This is a genomic window from Sphaerothrix gracilis Ecp01, assembly GCF_030405905.1.
In the GTDB taxonomy this organism is placed as follows: domain Bacteria; phylum Cyanobacteriota; class Cyanobacteriia; order Phormidesmidales; family Phormidesmidaceae; genus Sphaerothrix; species Sphaerothrix gracilis.
In genome coordinates this window covers 1-19,577 of sequence record NZ_JASATW010000041.1, presented here as the reverse complement: position 1 = coordinate 19,577, position 19,577 = coordinate 1, and the positions used below count along the sequence as shown (strand labels likewise).

General features: G+C 50.9%; 5 protein-coding genes and 2 pseudogenes. 6 read left to right on the top strand and 1 reads right to left on the bottom strand.

Annotation, left to right across the window (positions count from 1 at the left end; translation table 11 throughout):
* The first annotated feature begins 87 nt into the window (after positions 1-87).
* The 4 genes and pseudogenes from QJQ48_RS25740 to QJQ48_RS25725 all read left to right on the top strand — a co-directional run bounded on the left by QJQ48_RS25740 (position 88) and on the right by QJQ48_RS25725 (position 12,482).
* Positions 88-639 carry an SLATT domain-containing protein gene (locus QJQ48_RS25740; RefSeq protein ID WP_346294112.1) on the top strand — a complete coding sequence of 184 codons (552 nt, stop codon included), beginning with the start codon at positions 88-90 and terminating at the stop codon, positions 637-639.
* 101 nt (positions 640-740) lie between these two features.
* Positions 741-10,178 carry a Tc toxin subunit A-related protein gene (locus QJQ48_RS25735; RefSeq protein ID WP_346294111.1) on the top strand — a complete coding sequence of 3,146 codons (9,438 nt, stop codon included), beginning with the start codon at positions 741-743 and terminating at the stop codon, positions 10,176-10,178.
* A gap of 33 nt (positions 10,179-10,211) precedes the next feature.
* A pseudogene (locus QJQ48_RS25730) lies at positions 10,212-10,373 on the top strand (pentapeptide repeat-containing protein); the annotation flags it as partial.
* A 360-nt stretch (positions 10,374-10,733) separates the two neighbouring features.
* Positions 10,734-12,482: a pentapeptide repeat-containing protein gene (locus QJQ48_RS25725; protein WP_346294115.1), complete on the top strand. Its 1,749-nt coding sequence runs from the start codon at positions 10,734-10,736 to the stop codon at positions 12,480-12,482.
* Between the two features lie 235 nt (positions 12,483-12,717).
* Here the strand turns inward: QJQ48_RS25725 and QJQ48_RS25720 are convergent, their stop codons facing one another.
* Positions 12,718-17,469 carry a TIR domain-containing protein gene (locus tag QJQ48_RS25720; RefSeq protein ID WP_346294110.1) on the bottom strand — a complete coding sequence of 1,584 codons (4,752 nt, stop codon included), beginning with the start codon at positions 17,467-17,469 and terminating at the stop codon, positions 12,718-12,720.
* A 535-nt stretch (positions 17,470-18,004) separates the two neighbouring features.
* Between QJQ48_RS25720 and QJQ48_RS25715 the strand changes: the two are divergent.
* Together QJQ48_RS25715 and QJQ48_RS25710 are read left to right on the top strand one after the other, a co-directional pair.
* Positions 18,005-18,748, top strand: a pseudogene (locus QJQ48_RS25715) (IS6 family transposase).
* Between the two features lie 147 nt (positions 18,749-18,895).
* Positions 18,896-19,577, top strand: a 682-nt coding sequence (locus tag QJQ48_RS25710; RefSeq protein WP_487247704.1) for an IS21 family transposase, incomplete at its 3' end; no start/stop codon positions are given.

The window sequence follows — 19,577 nt, the reverse complement described above, 5'->3', positions numbered from 1 at the left end:
ATTCAACAAAAAGGCATTTCTGCAAACTACTACTGACACCGTCGTTATCTTCGGCTAAATTTTATCTCCACCAATGAGGAGATTCCAATGAAAAAACTATTCGCTCCAGAAGAAACTCAAGAACTCCTACGAGGCTGGCAAATCCACGCCAACAAAGGCCGCGATAAGCATGAACTGGCCGCCCGACGCCTGGAGCACCGCTATCGCCAAATTGGCGTCGCCAGCATCATTCTCTCCGCCGTTGTGGGGGCATCTCTGTTTGCCACCCTCGAACTCGAACTGGGCTCCTGGGTCAACATCATTGGCGGCATTACCAGCATTTCCGCCTCTGTGCTTTCCGGCCTAATCACCTTTCATCGCTACGAAGAAAAAACCGAAAAACATCGGCTTGCCGGGGTCCGCTACAAAGGCATTATCCGCGAACTAGAGCAAATTCTGGCCGCACCCCATCAAGCCACCATTACCGAAAACCTGATCGACCACATTCGACAAGAACTGGATGAACTAGAAACCGTCACACCAGTCGTCCCAGACAATATTAATCAAACCGTTGAAATCCGTTACCTGGAGTATCTGTTTGTCCCCAACGCAACCGATCTCGTTAGTCCCGCCAGAGAGCGTAAAAAGCTCAAGCGCTGATAGAACTCTTCAGTTCTCAACAAATTTTTCTCACTTCCAAGCATTTTCAGAACTTTAAAACACTCCAAAATTTCATATTTTTTTCGACGGAGGATTCGGTCATGCGGGCAACTATTCAACTGACCCAACTAGCCAACAAAAACGCGGTGCTTAAAGCCCTCATCACCGCCGCCAGGGATCATACCGAACTGCAACAAAACCTGATCACCACAGGTTTTCGGTTTGAATCCCTCAGTCCCGCCACCGTCGCCGCGCTCAAGCAAAAGCTCGACGACTTGCGCCATCCGAGCTATACGCTGATCGATCGCACCGTCACCATCCTGGCCTATGACAACAGCTTAAACGGCTTGTTCAAAGTCATCCTGGCCATTCTGCAAGCCAATGATGACCTCACCAGAACCCTCTGGACCCAGGGCCTCATCATTCAAAACCTCAGCCAGAGCCAGGCCAACATCCTCAAACGCCAGCTCGAAGCCGAATCGGCCCAGGTCACCCTCTCAGCCGATGAAAATCGCGATCAACCTTTGGAAGACCCCTTCACCGTAAAGGGCGTCGTCCGTTTGGCCGATCAGTCTGCCCTGCCAGGAGTAACCGTCCAGGCCCTTGACATCGACTTTCGTGCCGAAGAACTCCTCGGTGAAGCCATCACCAACCTCGATGGGGCTTACCAGATCACCTACACCACCGACCAATTTGCCAGTGCTGAAAACCAAAACGCCGATCTGATGATTCGCGTGGTTGTCCCCTCCACCGGTATTGTCGTCGCTACCTCCGACATCCGCTTCAACGCGGGTCGCGAAGAAACTATCAATCTGACCATTACCCTTCCCGAGCAGCCGGATCTGTCCGAATACGAAAAACTGGTCGCGGCCCTATCGCCCATCGTGGGCGACGTTTCCTTCGCCTCCCTCACCGACGACGACACCGCCTTTTTAACTGGCGAAACTGGGCAAGACCGCCAGCGCATCGAATATCTGCGCCTGTCTGCCCTCCTCAGCAACGAAACTGGCCTACCTACCTATGTTTTCTACGGCTTCGGACGGCGAGGACTACCTCTCGACCTGGAATCTTTGCTGAACCAGGACACCTCAACCCTGCGGGATGCCCTGACCGACACCATCGAAGAACGTATCATTCCCGATATTCACGAAGACCTGGATGCCATTTTGGATGCCATTGAACAGCTCAAGCTGAGTCAGGGCGTTCTGGTCAACTACAGTCTGTTCGGACAACTGCTCAACCAGGACACTGAAACCCCTCTGTCCGGGTTCGCCGTCAATGGGGCCATGCTGACCACTGAGGGCAATCGGGTCGATTTAGGGCAAGACATCACCCAGATCGACGGTGGATTTACGTTAACCTATACCGCTCCCCGACTGCCAGAAACCGAGGCAGACCCGCCCCAGCAGTCATTCCGTCTGGAAATTTCTACCCCAACGGGAGAAGCGTTCCACGAAACCGACATCACCGTACCCGTTGGTCGCACCGATCCGGTACAGATCGCCCTAGCGGTGCCAGCCGCACCCGATCCGTCCCCTGCCGTCGCTGAGGTCCAGAACACCCTCAACCTTGACCTATCGCCAGCCCTGCAAGACTTTCTCAGCCAGCGCAACCTCCAGACCCTGGCCGACATTCGCACCGCTGGAGGACTGCAAAACCAAGATGGCGTCCCTGATGACTCCGCCGTAGCCGCTCTAGATGCCCACGCGAATCTCAACGTGCTGTCGGAGGATATTCAGCGCAACCAGATCTTAATCGATCGCAGTTTCACTAACATTCTCGATATCGCCCGCACCACCGAATACGACTTTGTTACCACCATTGGCGACGCGCTGGAGAAGGCTGATGCCGCTCAAATTCACGCCGTCGCCCGCGCCGAAGTCGATGTTCTCACCAACCTCTTCACCAACATCCGGGCAGAAGTCGCCAACGGCTTCCCCTCACCGCTCACCGAGGAATCGGCCAACGGTAGTGACCCAGTAAACGAGCTGCTGACGGAGACCTGCCAGTGCCGCGACTGCGATGCTGCCGTCAGTCCCTCGGCCTACCTGATGGATCTGCTCAACTACACGACGACCCATATCAAAAATGGCACTCAGACCGTTACTCTGCCGCTTCTAGAAACAACCTTTCATCAACCGTTTGGTGATTTGCCAACCACCTGTAATGCCGTAGAACAGCAGATCCGGCAGGTCAGGCTGTGTATTGAAGTTTTACGTCAGGCTTCTGTCCATCTGGACAACCGTTTCAAGCATGAAGGCGAAGTCTGGTCCGTTGCGGTTAGCCCCGATGGTCAGCGCATTGTCAGCGGCAGTAGTGACGGTACGCTGCGCCTCTGGGATCGAGATGGCAATTTGATTGGGCAGCCGTTTGACAATCAAGGGAGTACTGTATTTACCGTTGCCTTCAGCCCTGATGGGCAAACGATTGCCAGCGGCAGCGGCGATCGCACCATTCGCCTGTGGAACCTGCAGGGTAATCCAATCGGCCAACCTTTCCAGGGGCACAGTTCTACAGTTCGCGCCGTGGCCTTCAGTCCAACCGAGCCACGCATGATCAGCGGCAGTGGAGACGGTACGCTGCGCCAGTGGAACCTGCAGGGAAGCCCGTTGAGCCCACCGTTTCAGGGACACGGCAATTCTGTCCTTGCTGTTGCCTTCAGCCTCAACGGTCAGCTCGTTGCCAGCGGTGGCGGGGATAGTATGGTGCGTCTGTGGAATTTGCAGGGTAATCCCATTGGTCAACCCTTCCAGGGACACAGCGATGCCGTCTTTGCTGTGGCCATCAGTCCTGGCGGGCAAGCGATCGCGAGCGGCAGCGGTGACGGCACTGTCCGCTTATGGAACTTGCAAGGCAATCCTATCGGTCAACCCTTCCAGGGACACAGCGATGCCGTACGCGCCATCGCCTTTAGCCCTGATGAGCAAACGATTGTTAGCGGCAGCAGTGACGGTACTATTCGGCTTTGGGATCTGGAGGGTAATCCTGTTGGTCAACCGTTCCAAGGTCATAGCAGTGCCGTACGTTCCGTTACCTTTAGCCCTAATGGGCAAACCATTATCAGTGGTAGTAGCGATGGTACCATCCGGCAGTGGGATTTTCGGGGGAATCCCGTTGGTAAATCTTCCAACGCACTAACTAATGGAGAAGCTAACTACCGTTGGACGGCCTACGAAACCTTACTGGAGCAACTGGGCACATCTTACGCAGACCTGCGGGACATCCGTAGCGCCGATGAACCGGAACGCCAGTTGCTAGCGACCCGTTTAGGTATCCAGGCCAGCCGCTTGAATGCGCTGTTTTTCGATCCCGATACGCTCACGGAGTTTGATCTGGAGAAACGGTTTGGCTTAGCCGATACCACCCGCGATCGCCTCTCGGCAAGCACCAAAACTGGCGACAGCCAAACCCAACTGACCCGCTGGAGCTTCGCAGGCGTTGAGTGGAATCAGAATACAGATATCGACGGCAAGCTCTACGTCACTCTATCTCGCTCATCGACTGCGACGCTGTGGGTTGTTGATGTCTACCGTGACCCTGAACGAACCCAACTCGTTGCTAGCGGCAATCGCTCCAGCGCCCAAGGCACTGTTGAACTATTACCAGAGAATAACAGTGGCCTCTCCGGCACGGTCGAGATTGACTACCAGGCTGATACTGCGGACATTGAAATCTCGGTTATTCCTGACCTGCTGACCTGGCAGCTACAGCAGTTGCGCGATCGCTGGCAGCAGCTTGACTGGCCTGAGGATGAGACAACTGAAGATACCTCTACTGTAGATTCACCACCAATCCTTGATCCCGATCTGGTCGGCCCAGCTGACCTCCGCACTCTGAACCCTCAAAGTGCCGAAATGGATCTGTGGCAGGCTCGTCGCAGCCAGCTCGATGGGGAGTATAACGCCCTTAAACAAGCCCATGAAACCAATGGCGATGATCTCGGTGCGCTCCTGGCCAGAGATGAAATTGGACTATCGATTGAGATCCTGAATGGCCTTGTGGCAGACCAAGCCGAGGGTAAAGACATCACCTCTAGTCTTGACGACCATTATTTGACCCGAGAAGACTTTGCCTACATCCAGCAGATGCGCCGCCTGGTGGAGGAGTCAGCCTCTATCCTCGTCAGCGAGTGGGCCGATTTGTATGCGGCTTTAGTGCAGGTCTCTAAGCGGCGGCAGTTGGCAACCTGGCGCGATCAAGAAAAAACGTTTAACGGAGCTTCTGCCCCACCGCTCGTCCTGAGTCCCGACCACTTCCGGCTACCAGATAGCAATCTGGGCGACATCCCCCAGCCCAAAACTGTGCCGTCTTACGCCTGGCAGAGCGTATTGCGCGATCGCAGAACCTGGCAGCGACAATTACAGTCTCGCCTTGACCAGGAACAAGCGATTAGTGCTGCGCTTCAAGAGGCGGTAAGCACCACCGAAGAACTAACGCTGCCTTTGCTGCGGGATGCTCTAATTCAGGCAACGGCAGCCGAGGGAAATACCATAGAGACCAAAGCCAAGGGGTTGCGCGATCGCCTACTCATTGAGACTCAGGCTAATAGCTGTCAATACACCACCCGCACTGCCCAGGCCATAGAGACGATTCAGAGCTTGATCTGGTCTATTCGCACGGGTCAGCTGCAAGATACCTATCCCGACCTGACCTTAGATGCCGACAACTTTGACGAAGAATGGCAGTGGATCGGTTCTTACACCAGCTGGCGATCGGCCATGTTTGTTTTCCTGTATCCAGAAAACCTTCTGCTACCGCAACTGCGCCGCTGGCAAACTCCCGCCTTTCAAACCCTGGTACAAGAAATCCGCAATAACCGTCGTCTCACCCCAGTCGATGCCTGTCAGGCTGCCGAGCGCTATGCTCAATACTTCGAAGACATTTGTAAACTGCGACTAGCTGCCTCTGTAATCTCTCGGACTAAAACCTACGACGATGATCGCTGTAGGAAAACCTTCAAGGGCGATCGGCACCTCATCTACCTTTTTGCTCAAGGGGGCGTCACTAACACCGTCTATGTCTCTGCCTACGACCCCAAGGATGAAACTTCTTATGCCCAAAGCTTCTGGGAACCGATTCCAGGCATAGAAAACCCAATCAGTATCGTTGGCGCCGCCGCTTACACTCGCTCATCGGCAGAACGATACATCTATCTATTTGTTCGGGTCGGCAACGAAAGCGAACAGCAGCTTGTTTTCACAACCTATAACCTTGAGCAGGGGAATTGGAGCGGCAGCACCACTGACCTCGATCTTCCAGAAGATGCGCAGACTTTTACGGCTGTCGTGAAGCAGCGCAACCGTGAAGATGAACCACCCCATCTAGCCATTCGTACCCCTGATGGAGCGATTTATACTCGCAAGTTAGACGACGAAGGTAAATCTTGGGAAGAAGGCGATTGGTATCCTACCGTTGGTCGAGTAAAGGGGCGAGAGTTTAGTGAACTTCTAGCCATGATTGAGCCATCACCGGGTGAATCTTATCTGTTAGCGAAAGATGGAAATCAAATTTACTATCGTTTTCTTGGCCGATCTGATGATGGCCGCTGGCGAAAAATCAGCCAAGTTAGTAATACATGGATAGGCAGTTTCAGGTTGCCAGGGACAGAGCAAGTTTACATTTTCTGGAAGCCAAGTACCAGCGCCAAAGTTAATTATCAAATCATAAACCATTCTTCTTCAAGAATAAGTCTTAGCGGTCAGAGTGACATCAAACGCTTCAGTGACTGGTTAGATAGCGTGACAGGCATGAACTTATCAGGCATCTCCTCTATCTTAAATGGTAAAGAGATGACGTTGCTTGATATTTTTCTATATAGCGTCAACAAAACGGACAAAGAAAACTTCATCAACAAAGTAGCGGGACACATTGAGCGCAATAATTCAGAGTGGCAAGACTGGAGTTTTGCAAACCATGCAATTCGAGAATTTACAGTTCCAAGCTCTTCCCTAATTGATGTGCTCAATAATTTCAAAGAGGTAAGTTCTGCTGGATCAATTCGGTTTAAGAGAAGAGGAGATTTTCAAGAATTTCCACACTTTCAAGAACTCTCCAATATATTTTCTGGCATTTCAGATTTAGATCGCATCTTATGCGCATCTGGAGAATGGCTGGATGACCTCCCATTTCTTCTAAGTTACAAACGCACCATCAACAATTACGATACTCGTGTTGGTACTCCAAGTCTGAGAGCTAACTTTGATCCAGACTTAACAGATTTCCTAAACCCTGCGCGCATTATCTTTAATCGAGCTATCTTTCGCAGAACTTCGGATCACCAATTGGAAGAATTCTCAGTAATTCCCATCGCTCCGACCGTTATTAAGCCGTTTGATATCATTGAGAAATTCACTACTGCTGAGTTGCAGAAACGGCGTAGACAAATCCAACGAGCCTTTGAGGGAAATTCGAAGGCACCTGCATCAGTAACGGCTTACTTAGAAGAAGCCTGGTATTTCGTACCGATCTATCTGGCTCTAGAGCTTCAGCAGCGCCGACAGTTTACTGCTGCTCTCGACTGGTTCCGTACCGTTTACGACTACAGTGTCCCCATCGCTCAACGATTCATCTTCTACGGGCTGGCGCAAGAGCAAACGTTAGCCAATACGTTAACACGCAGTGGCGACTGGCTCTTAGATCCGCTAAATATTCATGCCATAGCTGTTTCTCGTCCAGGAGCCTATACGCGCTTTACTATCCTTTCTTTGATTCAGTGCTTTTTGGAGTTTGCCGATGCTGAATTCACTCGTGATACAGCCGAGTCATTGCCACGAGCCAAAACCCTCTATGCAACTGCTCTAGAACTCTTAGATTTGCCTAACCTAAAGCAAAATCTAGATGCTTGTAATGATGTTGTCATCAGCATTGATATTGACCTGGCTGGTGATACCTGGGATTTGCCACAGCTTGAATTAAGAAATGATCTGTCCAAACTGACTGATCCCAAAAAACTTCAGGCAGTAGCCGCCGACGTACAAACCGCTCTGGAGTCAAATCAACCTGTTGCAACTAAAGTAGCGACTGCAAGAAATCTCGTACAGCAAGCCCTGGCTGAACAGCGTCAGTCATCAAGTCTGAAATCTGTGTTAGCCATCAACACAGACAAACGCGCTCGGATGCAGAAGGCTCTTTTGAAAAATCCAGTGGTAGCCAGGGCTGTTAATCGCTCCGGCAAACTCGCGGCCGTCGATTTCTCATCAGCAACTACAGTGGTGACAGCTCAAACGGCATCCAGTAGTTCAATCACGAATGGACACGTAGACAGAGAAGACCTCAGAAATCGGATCAATTCCACCCATCTAATCATTAATAACCTTTCTATCCCTTCGATTCAGCTTCAGGCAGTTCGCAAAGTCGGTAGAGGCTTCGTCCCCAGTGTTTCTTACTCCTTCTGTACACCTCCTAATCCTATCCTGAGAGGATTAAAACTTCAGGCAGAAGTCAACCTCTTCAAACTGCAAAACTGCCGAAATATTGCTGGTGATGAGCGAGAAATCCTCCCTTATGCTGCTGCAACTGATGTGGAAAGTGGACTAACGCTGATCGGCACTACTGGTCAAATCACCTTAACCTCTGAGAAATCTCTTACATCAACACCCTACCGTTATGAAGTGTTGATTGAACGTGCCAAGCAATTGATTCAACTAGCGGCCCAAATTGAGTCAAACTTTCTGGCAGCACTAGAAAAACGTGATGCCGAATATTACACTTTGATGAAAGCACGCCACGATGTTCAGTTTTCCCGTGCAGGGAACAGACTACGGGAATTGCAGTTTAAGGAAGCGCAAGGAGGAGTCGAGTTAGCCTTTCTGCAAAAAGAAAGAGGACAGATTCAATTCGATTATTATCAAAATCTAGTTAGAGAAGGAAGGAATTCTTGGGAAAAAGCGGCTCTCTTATCCTTAGGCATTTCCGGTACTGCTCAAGGAGCACTTGGATTGATTTCTCTCGTGCTGGCACCATTCACTGGCGGAGCTTCATTAGCTGCGTTTGGGGTTAGTCAACTGTTTGGTGGAACTTCATCGACTACACAACTTTTTCTGACTTTAGCAAGCTTTGACAGGCGTCAAGAAGAATGGAAGTTTCAAAGGAGTTTAGCTCAACAGGATATCCATATCAGCAAGCAACAGATAGCATTAGCCCGAGACAGGGTTCGCACTGCTGGTCAAGAGCGTTTGATCTCTGAAATGCAGTCTGACTTTGCCGAAAGTACCGCTGAGTTCCTGGCCAATAAATTCACCAATGCTGACCTTTACGACTGGATGAGCAACATTCTTGAGGGTGTCTACAGCTTCTTCCTGCAACAAGCCACTGGTGTCGCCAAATTAGCCGAGCAACAACTTGCCTTTGAGCGGCAAGAAACGACTCCGGCCATCATTCAGGCTGACTACTGGACTTCTCCAACGGATGAACTACCCGTTGTCCTTAATAACGAAGCAGCCGTTGATCGTCGAGGACTAACCGGATCGGCCCGACTTCTCGCCGATATTTTCAACCTCGATCAGTACCGTTTCGATACAGAGCGCCGTAAGCTGCAATTGACCAAAACTATTTCCCTCGCTCGTCAAGCACCCGCTGAATTCCAGCAATTCCGCGAGACTGGGACATTAACATTCGCAACTCCAATGCAGCTCTTCGACCAAGATTTTCCTGGTCATTATCTCCGATTGATCAAACGCATTCGTACTTCTACAATCGCCTTAATTCCTCCCACTGAAGGAATTAAAGCAACGCTTTCCACAAACGGAATCTCCCGAATTGCGACAACGAGCGTAATAAAAGGGCAAGCTGAAGCGCTCAAAACCATCAAGCGAAATCCTGAATCTGTTGCGCTTAGCTCCCCTCGCGAAGCAACAGGTCTCTTCGAACTCACCCCTCAGACCCAAGAAATGCTGCTGCCATTTGAGGGCATGGGTGTAGACACAAACTGGGAACTCCAATTACCTAAACCTGCCAATCCATTCGACTATTCAACCATTGCTGATGTCCTCTTCACTATTGAATACACAGCCCTAGCTGACGCCGATTATCGGCGAACAGTGATTCAGACCCTTGATCGCACGACTAGCGGCGATCGCCCCTTCAGCTTCCGTAACCAGTTTGCGGATCAGTGGTTTGACCTCAACAATTCCGAGCAAACTGCAACACCCATGACTGTAACGTTTGAAACCCGTCGCACTGATTTCCCGCCCAATCTTGAAGAGCTGGTGCTCGCGGAGATTGTCTTTTACTTCGTCCGCGTTGAAGCAGAAACCTCCGAGATCACTGTTGAGAATCTTAAATTCACCGAAAAACAAACTGGAAACACCTACGAATGTGATGTAGCCGTAACTCAAGACGGCATTATCAGCACAGCCAGCGGCAAAGCCCCATCAAGCTGGAATGAATTGGTTGACAAGTCTAATAAGTCTCCTATTGGAGAGTGGCAACTGGCATTACCGAATACTGACAACATCAGAAATCTCTTTCAAGAAGAAAGAATTGAAGACATTCTGTTTGTCATCACCTACCAGGGACAAACCCCACCATGGCCAGCCTGATGATTCTGCAATTTCCACCTTGTATCCCCTGTTATGAGAGCTGACGAGGTCCTGAAACGCTACGCTGCCGGAGAACGAAACTTCGGCAGCAGTAATTTGCGTGGTCAGTCCTTCAAGGGACAGGAGCTTTCAGGAGCCGATTTCAGCCAATCTGACATTCGAGGTGCAGATTTCAGTCACTCTAATTTATCCGGCACTAGGTTTAACCACTGCCAGGCTGGCTTAACTCCCCTGCAAACTATCTTTTTCATTTTTCTTGGTTGGTCACTGGCTGCGATCGCAGGCCTGGTCTCTAGTGCCGCCATTTACTTCTCACTGTTCGTTCTAATTCCCTCAGATCTACTGCCCCAAGTCTTTAAATTTGACTATGTGCCAGGGCTGGAATGGGTTCGCTGGATAACCCCAATTCTGTTTGTGGGCTGGCTCATGATTTCCCGATACCTGGGGCCGACCATCACGGGTGTATTTGTGGGGCTAGTGACCATCGCCTGCGTCGTTTTAGCCTTTTTGGAGGCTGCTGGTGTTGCGATCGCCCACAACCTTTTTTTTGTCATTTTGGCAGCTTTGGTGGGCAGCTTGGCAGTAGACACCTTTGGCGCAATGGGCTTTGCCTCCCTCAAAATCATCGCTAGAAAGCATGCTGCACTGATGGGTATTGGAACTGCGGTTCAAGGGCTGGCTGCGATCGGCACCATCAATTTCCTATATCACTATTATTATTCCCTAGATTTAGAGGGCATCTTGGGAATCGTCGCCAATAGTTTTATGGTTCTCATTCCCTTCGTCACGGCCATGTTTAGTGCGTTTGTTGGTTCAGAAATTTTTCAAGATACCGACAATCGTCCCTGGCTGCGAAAAATTACTATTGCTTTCATTTCACGCAAAGGAAAAGGAACCAGCTTTCATCAAGCTAATCTGACTGACGCCGACTTTAGCGCCGCGATTTTGCCTAACACCGATTTTCGAGGCGCTAATTTCACCCGAACCTTTTGGCAAGATGCCCAACTCTTTCATCTATCTCTGATTAAGCAAACTTACCTGGCAGATGCCCAAATTAAAAAACTCGTTACCTCAGAAGAAGGGCAGGGTCAAAGCTTTGACTACAAAGACATGCGCGGCATCAACCTACAAAATGCGCAACTGGCCGATGCTAGTTTTATCGGAACTAACTTGAGTGAAGCTAATCTTGCAGGAGCTAATTTATCGCGAGCAAAACTAGTCCGCACTCAACTGTATCGAGCCAACCTCAGTAGCGCCGTCCTGACTGGAGCTTACACTCAAGACTGGGGCATCTCGACAGACACTCAGTTTGATGGCGTGCAATGTGACTACATTTACATGCGTTTACCCACTCCAGCAGACCCCGACCCCTGTCGCAAACCGGATAACCGTAACGAAACCTTTGCTGCTGGAGACTTTGAAAACTTTATTGCCCCAATCATCAAGACTCTTGACCTCTACAGTCAGCAAAATGTCGATCCGCGCCATGTCGCTGAAGCATATAAAACTATTGACCTGTTTCATCACGAGGGGATCGATCCAGGAGCTGCTGCGATCGCCCTCCAACAATTAGCTCAGCAGCACCCAGAAGCTGGGATAGAAGTGGTGGCGCTGGAAGGCCGAGGACAAGAGCAAATTCGGTTGCAGGCTGTGGTCTCTGGTCAGGCGAATCGCTCCGAACTCAGCGCCCAATATTCCGAAAACTACCGTCAGCTTAAGTCTTTGCCCTACGGCGACCTGCAAGCTCTCTTGTCCGGCATAGCCGATAAGGATCAACAGCTGCGCCGACTGGAAACTATGCTGGAGCAGGCGATTCAGCAACCCCGCTTTTATGTCGAAACCTACCGCCACCAAGGAGAATTCATTATGTCCCAAAGCAAAGGCAATATCCAGATTGATAATGTTCGAGGCAATGTCAGCGGTGTTGCCGCTGCTGGAGAGCATTTGGAGATAACCGGAAGTGCGTTGGGAGAAATCAGCGGCACTGTCACCAGCACGATTAATCAGCTCCCGGCCTCTCCCGATGCTGCACAACCCGGTTTAAGAGAATTGCTCACCCAGCTACAGACCGAGATCGAGGCAACAAATGAGTTAAGCAATGAAGACAAAGCCGAAGCCTTAGAACAGGTTAAAGTTCTCGCGGAAGCTGGCCAAAATCCCGAGGAGGGTGCTCTCAAGAAAGCCGCAAAAACAGCCATGAAAGTACTTAAGGGGACCATTGCTGGCCTTCCTAGTGCGACAAAATTGGTACAGGAATCTGCCAGATTGTTGGTCGCTATCTCTGCGTTGTTGACGATCATTTAATCCTGCCAACCTCGTTGATTGACAAAAGATGAGAGTCAGCTGTCTGAAATACTGGCTCTCAGGTATTTTGAATAGTTGACAAAGTGATCTCTGACCTTGCCCCAAAAAGACACGACAGATCTCTTTCATCCACCAAATCTTCGTATCGCTGTATAAAAATAGATAAGGAAGAGGGATGTTATACCCTCATCTTCTTTTTGCGACAAAGCCCCTAGGGCAGCCTGAATGATAGGCATTAGCCGAAGTAGCGCCAGACTTTACGCACCTGGTTCAGTGCGCGGGAGAGCAAAGACGACTCAGAAGGAGTAGAATTAGCAGCGTCAGAATTGCGGGGCGGAAGATTGCAGAGGGCGCGATCGCTATCTGTAGCCTGACCATATTCCAGATAGTTGTGCAGCCATTTACAGCCCCAGTCAATCAGCTCTGGCAGGGTTTCAATGTCGTGTACTTGCACACGGCCATCCACCACCGTCACCACTTGTTGTCCGTTGGGACTCAGTGCCCCTGCCTCACCTTCATAAATAGCAAGCTGCCGCCCTCGCAAATCCCACACTCGCATTGTGCCATCTGTTGCAGCAGTTACTATCTGATCACCAGCGGTATTAAAGCTGGCACTACGTACTGTATCCGCATGACCTTCTAGCAAGGTGAAACTGCCGCTTTTGAGATCCCATAGCCGCACTGTGAAATCGTCTGATGCTGTCACTACCTGAGTCCCATCAGGACTGAAACTGGCGCTATTGACCTGATCTTTATGGCCTTCTAGCACTTGAGACTCACCGGAAGCCAGATTCCATACCCGTGCTGTTCCATCTGCCGATACTGTTACTACCTGAGTTTCATCAGGGCTGAAGCTGACGCTATTGACTTCACCCTCATGACCTTTTAGCACCTGAGTCTCACCTGAAGCCAGATCCCACACCTGTGCTGTTCCACCTTCCAAAACTGTTACCACTTGAGTGACATTGGGACTAAAGCTAATACCTAAGACCCAACCCTCATGACCTTTTAGCACCTGAGTCTCACCTGAAGCCAGATCCCATACCTGCGCTGTTCCATCTCCCAAAGTTGTTACCACATGAGAGCCATCGGAGCTCAAGCTAGTGATCAAAACCCCACTCTCATGACCTTCTAGCACCTGAAACCTGCCTGAAGCCAGATCCCACACCTGCGCTGTTCCATCTCCCAAAGTTGTTACCACTTGAATCCCATTGGGGCTGAAGCTAGCGCTTGAAACCCAACCCTCATAGCCTTCTAGCACTTGGGTCTCACCTGTAGTCAGATTCCACACCTGTGCTGTCTCGTTCAGCAAAACTGTCACTATCTGAGTCCCATCAGGGCTAAAACTAATGCTAAGATTTTCAAGGCTATTTGGCACCCAAGACGTATCCATAGCCACTTTCCACACCCGCGCTGTTCCATCTTCCGATGCTGTCACCACTTGAGTTCCATCGGCGCTGAAGCTAGCACTATTGACCTGAGCCTTATGACCCTCTAGCACCTGACTCTCACCTGAAGCCAGATCCCATACCCGCGCAGAACCAGCCGCCGAAACTGTTACCACTTGAGTCCCATCAGGGCTGAAGCTAGCACTATTGACTCCGCTCTCACGGCCTTCTAACACCTGAGTCTCACCTGAAGCTAGATCCCACACTCGCGCAGTTCCATCTCCCGATGCTGTCACCACTTGAGTCCCATCGGGGTTGAAGCTAGCATTATTAGCCCCAGTCTCATGGCCTTCTAGCACCTGAGTCTCACCTGAAGCTAGATCCCACACTCGCGCAGTTCCATCTCCTGAAACCGTTAATACCTGAGTTCCGTCGGAGCTGAAGCTAGCATTATTAGCCCCACTCTCATGGCCTTTTAGCACCTGAGTCTCACCTGAAGCTAGATCCCACACTCGCGCAGTTCCATCTCCCGATGCCGTCACCACTTGAGTTCCATCGGGGTTGAAGCTAGCGCTGTAAACCCAACTTTCATGGCCTTCTAACACCTGAGTCTCACCTGAAGCTAAATCCCACACTCGCGCAGTTCCATCTCCCGATGCCGTCACTACTTGAGTTCCATTGTGATTGAAGCTCGCATTATTAACCCCACTCTCATGACCTTCTAGCACCTGAAACCTGCCTGAAGCCAGATCCCACACCCTCACAGAACCAGCCGCCGAAACTGTTACCACTTGAGTCCCATCGGGGCTAAAATTAGTGCTGTAAACCCAACTTTCATGACCTTCTAGCACCTGAGTCTCACCTGAAGCCAGGTCCCACACTCGTGCTGTTCCATCTCTCGAAACTGTCACCACCTGAGTACCATCAGGGCCGAAACTGGCACTGAGAACCGACTCTGTATGGGCAAATAAGTGGTTCCCATCCATCTCGGCCTTTATTTGCTGCAATACCAGTAATGGACTGACCGCCGGATAGTCAGATATCTTTGTAAGACTAACATCTGAGGCTATTTGGCTGAGCTCTTTACCAGCTTTCAAAGCATTTAACAAAGCACCCGGAGTATCAAATCTAAGGCGATTGAAGGCGGCATTGCCAGCCTGTTCCAGCCGGGTGCCTGTTTGAGCCAAGCGTTGAGCTACTTCAGCAGCAGCAGTTTTAGCATCAGCCTCTAATGCTCTCACGTCCGCAGTTCTGGCCCTGCCTTCGGCATCTTGAGCTTTTTCGTCCGCTGCTTGGGCTTTCGCTTCAGCCTGCCGCTGGGCAGCGGCAGCACTTTGGGCCTTACCATCAGCTTCTTGGGCATGGGTTTCGGCTTGGGTCTGGGCCTGGGCCGCTTGCTGAGCAGAGTCAACGGCTGCTTGCTGAGCTTGCTTTGCCTGTTGAGTTTGCTGATTAGCCTGCTCCGTCTGCTGGTTAGCCGCTTTTGCCTGCTCCTTGGCTTCGTCTACCCGAATGTTTGCCTCGTTCACCCGTGTATCAGCTTCTGCAATCCGCTCATCAGCATCCTGGATTGAGGCTCTGGCTTGTTGCTGCTGTGTCCAGGCAAACCAGCCCGACCCCACCGCTACCAAAACTCCGGCTGCGGCTGCCACCGCCCCAATGAATGCGCCTCGGCGCAGTTTTTTCTCAGCAGCTTCCTGGGCGGTTTGTCTAGCTCTGCCCGCGCGAATGTATTCCTGCTGTAACCCTGTAGGCCGAGGATCAATCTCGGCATAGGTCTCTAGCCAGTTCTCAGCCACTTCTAGATCTTGACCGCGCAGCAGCAGGCTCTCATCGCGGCCTCGGCGATCCCATTCCCCAGCCCGTAGCAACAAGCGGGTGTGAGTTTCCAGGTGCTCACGATTCGTATCCAGCGTCCGCAGAAGGTTTTGAAAGTTGACCTGAAAGTCACCATCATGGTCGCGGAAGTCAATCCACTGCAGCTTAGCCAGCACGGGATGCAAATCCACCGTGTCGATAGGGCGATGCAGCACCGTCACGATGCGCTTGTTCAGGCCATAAGCATATTCCACCTCATCGGCGCAGTAGGGCGAACTGATCGACTGAGGCGATAACACAAACAAAAACACGTCCGAGCTTTCAATCCCCCGGTAAATCTCCTGCTGAAAGTCAGTGCCGCTGGCGATACTCTCCTGGTCAAACCAGGTGCGTTTGCCCTGAATTTGCAGGGTCTCATTCAGTCGCCGGGAAAAGTCTGAGTCCACCCGCGAATAGGAGATGAACACATCCAGGGACGGATCGGGCGGCTGCTTCAGGCTTTCAGCGATAAAGGTTTCATGCAGTTCTGTGGGGAGATGGCGATGGGTGCGAGCGACCTTGAGCCAGTTTTCCGCCCGCCGCAGGTTATAGCCTCGCAGCAGCATAGTGGGGTTTTGCTGCTGTCGCTGCCATTTTAGGGCTTGGGTCAGCCAGGTTTTGTGTTCGGTATAGTAAGCCGCATCGGTGTTGAGAATTTTCAACAACTGGCTTTCATCTGCTAGGTAGTCGCTGGCGACGGCGTTGTCCGTTAAATCAATCTGCTGAAGCGATCGCAAATTGTCTGGTATCTGCTCTGGATCGATGGGAGCTGCCAGAATCGGGATGATGCGCTTGTTGAAGGCTAAAGCTTGTTCTAGCTCGCGCTGACAGTAAGCGGACTGGGTGGAATGGGGCGACAGCATTAGCAGCACATTGTCAGCCGCCTCAATGCCCTGGGCGATCGCACTGTGATAGTCCTGGCTAATCTGAATATCGGTGCGATAGTTCCAAACAGTGACACCCTGACGCAGCAGCGATCGCCGAATTTGCTCTGCACTCTCGCGATCTTCCTCGGCGTGACACAGAAACACCTGCGTCATCAGGTTGTTGGCGTTTTTGATACTCTCGGTGATGAATTCGCACTGCAAATCTATCGGCAGACACGGCGGCTGACTTTCGGTGAAGCGAGTAGCAAGCCAAACTTGAGCCTGTTCGCGATCGCTGCCAATCAGCAAATAGCGGGTTTGTTTTTGGTTGCGTTCCCAGGTCAGCGCCCGATCCAGCAGCACTGTATGCTGATGAACATAGGCTTTGTGCCGTTCCAGCAGTTCCAGCAGGCCCGCAAAGCTGGTCTCAAAGTCGTCCAGCCCTTCCCGAAAATAGACCCAGTTGATCTTGCCAATTTCGGGGTGCATGTTGGGAAAGCTAGAGTGCTTCCCAGTAGCTTGATAGTCCGCCCATTGTTCATCCGTGCCGTTAGAGTTACGCTGCTGCCAGGTTTTGCGGCTGATTTGTTCGACGTGCAAGAGAGGAATAATGCGCTTGTTACTTGTTAGAGCAAGCTCTACTTCCAAACCGCAGTAGGGCGAGTTAACCGAGTGGGGCGAAATAATGTACAGAAAGTTGTCAGCTTTTTCAATGCCGTCATCAATTTGCTTTTGATAATCCACTCCAAAAGGAATGTCCTCAAAGTCGTACCAGATGGCATAGCCTGCTTCAACTAGGCGATCGTTCAGATATTTGGCAAAATCTCGGCTATCAGCGCGACCATACGAAATGAAGGCATCTTGTAATGAATTCATTGATGCTCCGGCAATGGGGATGCTTTTCCATAATTATTCAGTAATTCAGCTTAACCTCAACAATCATCGATACTCAACGGATCCGATTGGCCAGGTCCCCCTCAGACTTAATGCTCAAGCAAAGCAAAATTATTGAGAGTTAGACAACAATGATGTTTCTAAAGTAGACTGCAATAAAGCATAGACATAAAACTATGGTTTCTTTGTTTAGTATTTACCAAAGACTATCTTTGTAAATGCACAGAGTTCTACCATCTTTAACAACACCTGTTCTGCGATGTTGACATTAACTATTGTCTGGCTGATCCTGCCGCTATTTTTAGGGCTAATTAGTTATTTGTTGCCGAAGGTAGCCCCAGTTATGGGCATAGGCGTTAAGATCGCTTCCTGCGCCTGCGGTCTCAGGCTCATTCTTGACCCGAATCCTCTCACCCTGAATCTGCTGGATAGCTTCAGGGGGTTCTGTTGCAAAAACTCAGAAGTGGTAGATTAGGAAGTCGATTTTCTCATGTCATCTGCCGCCAATTTCACCTTCATGTCTCATCCTGCCCTGTTCAAGGGGAAGCACTTCCAGCCTGAAATCATCCTGCTCAATGTCCGTTGGTACTGCCGCTATGCCTTGAGCTATCGGAACCTTGAGGAAATGATGGCCGACAAGGACTCTCGGTTGACCACAGCACAATCAATCGTTGGGTCTTGCAGTATGGACCGGAACTAGACAAGCGTTGTCGCCCGCATCTACGCCCGACAAATGGCTCGTGGAAAATGGATGAAACGTATATCAAAGTTAAAGGGGATTGGAAGTATTTCTATCGAGCCGTGGATTCCAGCGGTCGAACTCTAGATTTCATGCTGAGTGCCAAACGGGATGCCAAAGCGGCCAAACGCTCTCTAAAAAAGGCGTTGAAGGCACGTCATACAAAACGCCACGGGTGATTAATGTGGATAGGAATGCCACTTATCCTTCGGTGGTGGATGACCTCAAAACAGAAAAAATGCTGCCAAAAGAGACCGAACTCCGCCCCGTTAAGTATCTCAACAACCTGATTGAGCAGGACCATCGCCGCATCAAACGTTTAACCTGATTGAGCAACACCATCGCTGCATCAAACGTTTGGTCAAACCGGGTTTAGACTTCGGTTCCTTCAATACGGCTCGAGGGACTCTCAAAGGGTACGAAGCGATGGCGATGATTCGCAGAGGACAGAGCCAAAATGTCGATAGAGATGACGTGACACGACAGATCTCTTTCATCCACCAAATTATTGCGCGACAGTGAAGGTAGTCGGGTGACGACAGCAAGGTAGTCGGGTTTAGCAAAATCGGCGTGAGACAGAGCTGACTTTGCCCAGGCGAGCTCAGCTAGGTTGTCAGCCGCGCAAGAAAAAGGCACAGGTAGATCTCCTACGAAAGAGAGCTAATTCCTGTGCCGAAAGCCATTCACTTATATCAGAAGAGAGCCTACATGAACGCACGAGAGCTGGGATTGCCCCAGTCAGTATCGTCTCAGATAGCCGAGATATCAGAGCGGACGGGTCAACGGATAGATGCGGGTCATCACCGTACGAATCGAGGCAGCGTCGTGGACCCACCACGGAGTCAAGATCCCTTAGCAGCGGTGTGGGCCAGCGAGTTAGAACCGATGCTGCGCCGGGAACCGAGACTAAAACCGATGACGCTATTCGAGTACCTACAGGATCAGTATCCAGGTCAGTATCGCCAGGTATTGCGGACCCTGCAGCGCCGAGTGCGCGAATGGAAAGCGCTGCATGGCCCAGAGCCAGAGGTGATGTTCATGCTGCGTCATGAACCTGGAGTGATGGGGCTCTCAGATTTCACCAAATTGAAGGGCATGGAGATCACCATCAATGGCAAGCCGTTCGAGCACTTAATTTATCACTACCGGCTCGCCTACAGCGGCTGGCAGTACGCACAGATTATCCAAGGCGGCGAAAGCTTTGTTGCTTTATCAGAAGGGTTGCAGAACGCGCTTGCTGCTAGCGGCGGCGCACCTCAAGAACATCGTACAGACAGCCTAAGCGCCGCCTACCGCAACTCAGGCGGACATCGCACCAAAGAGTTGACGCAGTTCTACGAAGAGTTATGCG

What these genes read in the sequence shown, in the direction of transcription:
- QJQ48_RS25740 (WP_346294112.1), top strand. Translation starts at nt 88, where the DNA reads ATGAAAAAACTATTCGCTCCAGAAGAAACTCAAGAACTCCTACGAGGC.
- QJQ48_RS25735 (WP_346294111.1), top strand. Translation starts at nt 741, where the DNA reads ATGCGGGCAACTATTCAACTGACCCAACTAGCCAACAAAAACGCGGTG.
- QJQ48_RS25720 (WP_346294110.1), bottom strand. Translation starts at nt 17,469, where the DNA reads ATGAATTCATTACAAGATGCCTTCATTTCGTATGGTCGCGCTGATAGC.